At 60.4% G+C, this 4120-nt stretch carries 5 protein-coding genes; 4 read left to right on the top strand and 1 reads right to left on the bottom strand.

The annotated features are described in order from the left end of the window. On the bottom strand, positions 1-836 hold an 836-nt coding region (locus VGP39_RS07740), incomplete at its 3' end, for an FAD-dependent monooxygenase (RefSeq protein WP_327567520.1). A gap of 305 nt (positions 837-1141) precedes the next feature. On the opposite strand from VGP39_RS07740, the gene VGP39_RS07735 reads away from it, so the two are divergent. From VGP39_RS07735 to VGP39_RS07720, 4 genes are all read left to right on the top strand, one after another. Further along, on the top strand, positions 1142-1342 hold the full coding sequence (locus VGP39_RS07735) for a hypothetical protein (protein WP_327567519.1): 201 nt from the start codon (positions 1142-1144) through the stop codon (positions 1340-1342). 254 nt (positions 1343-1596) lie between these two features. Continuing rightward, on the top strand, positions 1597-2961 hold the full coding sequence (locus VGP39_RS07730) for an aromatic ring-hydroxylating oxygenase subunit alpha (RefSeq protein WP_327567518.1): 1365 nt from the start codon (positions 1597-1599) through the stop codon (positions 2959-2961). Then, entirely contained in the window at positions 2958-3761 is an 804-nt protein-coding gene (locus VGP39_RS07725; protein ID WP_327567517.1) for an SDR family oxidoreductase, read from the top strand. Before VGP39_RS07730 ends, VGP39_RS07725 begins: the two co-directional genes overlap by 4 nt. Before the next feature lie 11 nt (positions 3762-3772). Further along, on the top strand, positions 3773-4120 hold a 348-nt coding region (locus VGP39_RS07720; protein WP_327567516.1), incomplete at its 3' end, for an aromatic-ring-hydroxylating dioxygenase subunit beta.

The raw sequence follows: 4120 nt of genomic DNA, 5'->3' as shown, positions 1-4120 counted from the left end.
TCCTGGGCAGGTTGCGATGAACGGCTGATGCCGATCCAATTGAAGGTCTTGCCGGCGGAGACATAATACTGGACGATACTGCGGTTCGGCCCCATCCAGACGCCAACGACACTACCAAGATCAAGGTGCGCTATGCGTTCGGCGGGCACCAAGCCGCGCCAGGCAACGTTGCCCGTGTAGCGAGGCAGTTCCTTGCCGAACAACTGCGCACGCACCGTCGAGTGAATTCCGTCGGCGCCGATCAGAATGTCGCCTTGCGCAATCGACCCGTCGGCGAGCTTTAGCGAGACCCCGCTTTGATCCTGATCGACGCGCACCACACGCGAGCCAAGCCGGAACCCTTGTTCGCCAAGACCGCTCAACAGGACCTCGAGCAATTCTGCCCGGTGCGCGGCGTAGTACGGTGAGCCAAAATGCGCCTCTGCTTTCTGCCCGAGTGGCGTGTAATAGAGCCGTTCGCCTGTGTCCCAGCCGCGATAATCGCGACCTTCTGGATAGGTAGCCACACGTTTGAGCGCCTCGCCAAGCCCAAGCTTGATCAGAATACGCGCAGCATTTGAAGAGACCTGAAGGCCGGCGCCGACCTGTCCGAACGCAGCGGTCTGTTCAAACAGTTGCACGTCGATGCCGCGTTGCCGCAGCGCCAACATAGCTGTGATGCCGCCGATACCGCCGCCGACGATAAGAACTTTCAGGCCACCCATTGACGTATCTTCCCCTGTAGCTTCTGGAGTTTTCTGAACAACATTGTGCCGGGTTTTCCATGGCCGGCAATCGAACCCTTGCCAGTTGCATGACACGGGAACAGGGTTGGCGACCAGTTCCCTGCTCACCATGGCGAGCTTCTCTGACGTTTAGAAAAATGTGTCGCACAATACCGCCAGGTGGGTCAAACCGCTGCTCCGGGACAACGGGGTAGTGCGGTCGCGATGTTGGATTGTTAGAGCCGATGGCGCACCGAGGAGTTGACGGCAAGAAGTTTCAGGCCCGACCTCGAAACGGAGAGCTGGTCTTCGAACTCGTGGCAGGTTCTGATCGTGATCGCGGTGCTCGGCTTTGTATTCTCATTGGTGCTCGACGACATTGAGCGTATGCTTGTCCCTTGGAAAGCCAAACGCCTGATAGCGAGGGGTTGGCGCCGATGATTGTCGCGGATATTTTCGCGATTATCGCCGAGATGAAGCAGGCGGGCGCCATGGTTCTGCTTGTCGAACAGAACGTGCATGGAGCGCTCGCCGTCGCCGATCGATTCTACGCCATCGAGCGCGGTGCCGTCATTTTCGCCGGCGACACTGCGAGCGAATCCGATAAGGCGCGGCTGATGGACGCCATCGCCGTCTAAAGCATGAGAGAACGACATCAGGACCAATCGAGTAAGCGGACCTCGCGACGGCGACGAAGGGAGGAATGTCGTCCGGCCGGCACGTCGAAGTTTATTGCCTCGGGAAGAACCGGCTCGAACCCGAGCGAATGACTTAATGCAACCCGCGTCTTGACACCCTACGTCGCGGAGCAGAAAATTCGAGAATGATGTCCACGCTGCGGACATGGCTGGCCGCGATCTAGCTCCAACGGTTCGTACAGGGAAGAACGACGATGGCAATGGGAAGTCGCTTCGATGATATCGCCAAGCTCGTTGACACCGAGCAGGGATTCATTACCCGCGAAATCTTCGTGGATCCGGATCTCTATAAGGAGGAACTCGACAAGGTCTTTACGCGGGCCTGGCTGTTCATTGGTCATGAAAGCCTAATTCCAAATCCTGGCGACTTCTACACCACTCGAATGGGCGAAGAGTCGGTCATCTTGTGCCGCGACAAGAAGCGCGTGGTGCACGCGTTCCTAAACTCGTGCCGGCATCGCGGCATGAAGGTATGCCGCTACGAGCAAGGCAACACCTCCATCTTCACCTGTCCCTACCATAGCTGGACCTACACGACTGACGGCAAGCTGCAGGGCGTGCCGCAATATCGCTCCCTCTATGAGCCCAATCTCGATCGCGACGCCAACTCGCTCGTGTCGGTGGCCAAGCTCGCGATCTACAAGGGCACGGTGTGGGCGACCTGGGACAAGAACGCGCCGGAGTTCCTCGCCTATCTCGGCGACGCCAAAATCCATCTCGATCAAGCCCTCGACTGCCGCGACGGACGCGAGGGCGGCTCCGAGGTGATCGGCGTCCACAAATGGGTGTTTCCCTCTAATTGGAAATTCGCGGCGGAGAATTTCTTAGGCGATACCTATCACAACCCGAGCCATCGCTCGGTCGATCTGATAGGCATCGGACCAAGCGCTGCTTCTGGCAAGAAGGGCCGACGCGACGACGAACTGGAGAAGGCGCAGCACGTCTGGATCAGCTTTCCGGAAGGACATGGCGTACACAGCGCGATCCAGCCGGAGAACAACGAGTACATTGAATCCTTCCTCGACAATCCAGTGCTCGAGCAATATTTCCGCCACTGCTTCGAGGAGCGCAAGCGCCGTCTCGGCGAACAGGCGCGGCTGATGCCATTCGTCGGCACCATCTTCCCCAACACCTCCTATCACGGCCGGCAACCGCGCGGCCTTTGTGCCTGGCATCCGCACAGCCCGACCTCAACCGAAGGCTGGCGCTTCTTCCTGGTCGACGCCGATGCGCCGAAGGAGGTAAAGGATTATCTGCGCCGTTACTACATGCGATATTCCGGCCCGGCCGGCATGACGGAGCAAGACGACATGGAGAACTGGCTCTATGCGACCTCCGCCAGTGTAGGCACCGTGGCGCGCCGCTATCCCTTCAATTACCAGCAATCGCTCGGCGCCTGGACCCGCGACCACGCCACGCTTGGCGGCACCATCAGCGTGCAGGTGACGGAAGAAATCGCCCGCGGCTATTACCGGCGCTGGAAAGCCTATATGGGCGGCGGCGACTGGGATGAACTGCTCGGCGGTGACGACCGCTTGACGCAACGGGCTGCCGAATGACGCCCCGCGTCGTCGTCGTCACCGGGGGCACTTTCGGTATCGGCCGCGCGATTACCTTGCGCCTCGCCGAAGTCGGGCATTCCGTTGTCGCTTTCGGTCTAGAGGCTCGCCAGATATCGAGCATCGCAGCGGAGGCGATCCCTTCGCTTGCATCGGAGTTGAAGGAGCGCAGGCTGCAGGCTGAACTTATGGAGGCGGATGTCTCCAATTCGGATGACGTCGCCAAAGTTGTTGAAACCGCGCTGAAGCTTCACGGACGCATCGATGCCCTTGTCAACAACGCAGCCATCGGTCCCCTCGGCACCGTGCTGGATACCGACGAGCCGACGTTCGATCGCATCATGGCCGTCAATTTGAAGGGCCCCTATCTGAGCAGCCGCGCCGTGCTTCCGCACATGATCAAGGCCGGCGGCGGCGCGATCGTCAATGTCGGGTCCGGCGCCGGATGGGGCAAGCCCAACATGGCCGCCTACAGCGCCAGCAAGGGCGGCCTGTTCGCGCTGAGCGCCGCGATGGCTTACGATTTCCTGCATCATCGTATTCGCGTGAATACGGTCGTACCCGGCGGCGGCGGCATCGTCAGCGGCATGAGTCTCGGCCGGGTCGGCGGCGATGCTTTGCGGCTCGGCATAGGCGCGCCCGGCACTGCGGCAGGACGGCCAGCGACTGGTGAAGACATTGCGAACGCAATCGCGTTCCTGATCTCGCCCGAAGCGGAAGCGATTTCCGGAACGGTGATCGATGTTGGCTGCTTCGCCCATCAGGGGGGGCCGGTGCCGCCAAAGCCGAAAAACAACTAGGGAGAAAAGACATGAGCGACGTGTTGACTGCGGAGGCGGCAGCCGCGGCATCTTCAGCTCTGCCGCGCACCGATGCCTATTACCGGCTCAAGGCCGATATGGAGGATTTCCTCTACGCGGAGGCGGATCTGCTCGATAACCGGCAGTTCCGCGACTGGCTCAATCTGCTCGCCGACGACATGACCTACTTCATGCCGATCCGGCGCAACGTGAAATTTGGCCAGCACGCCGCGCGCGAAAACACCAGAATCGGCGAGGGCATCAGCTGGTTCGACGAAGACAAGTGGACCCTGTCCAAGCGCGTCGACCAGATCATGACCGGCGTGCACTGGGCCGAGGAGCCCCTGTCCCGCACGACC

Source organism: Bradyrhizobium sp. (assembly GCF_036009065.1).
GTDB lineage: Bacteria > Pseudomonadota > Alphaproteobacteria > Rhizobiales > Xanthobacteraceae > Bradyrhizobium.
The sequence above is the reverse complement of the archived record's forward strand: the minus strand, read 5'-3'. Positions and strand labels throughout refer to the sequence as shown.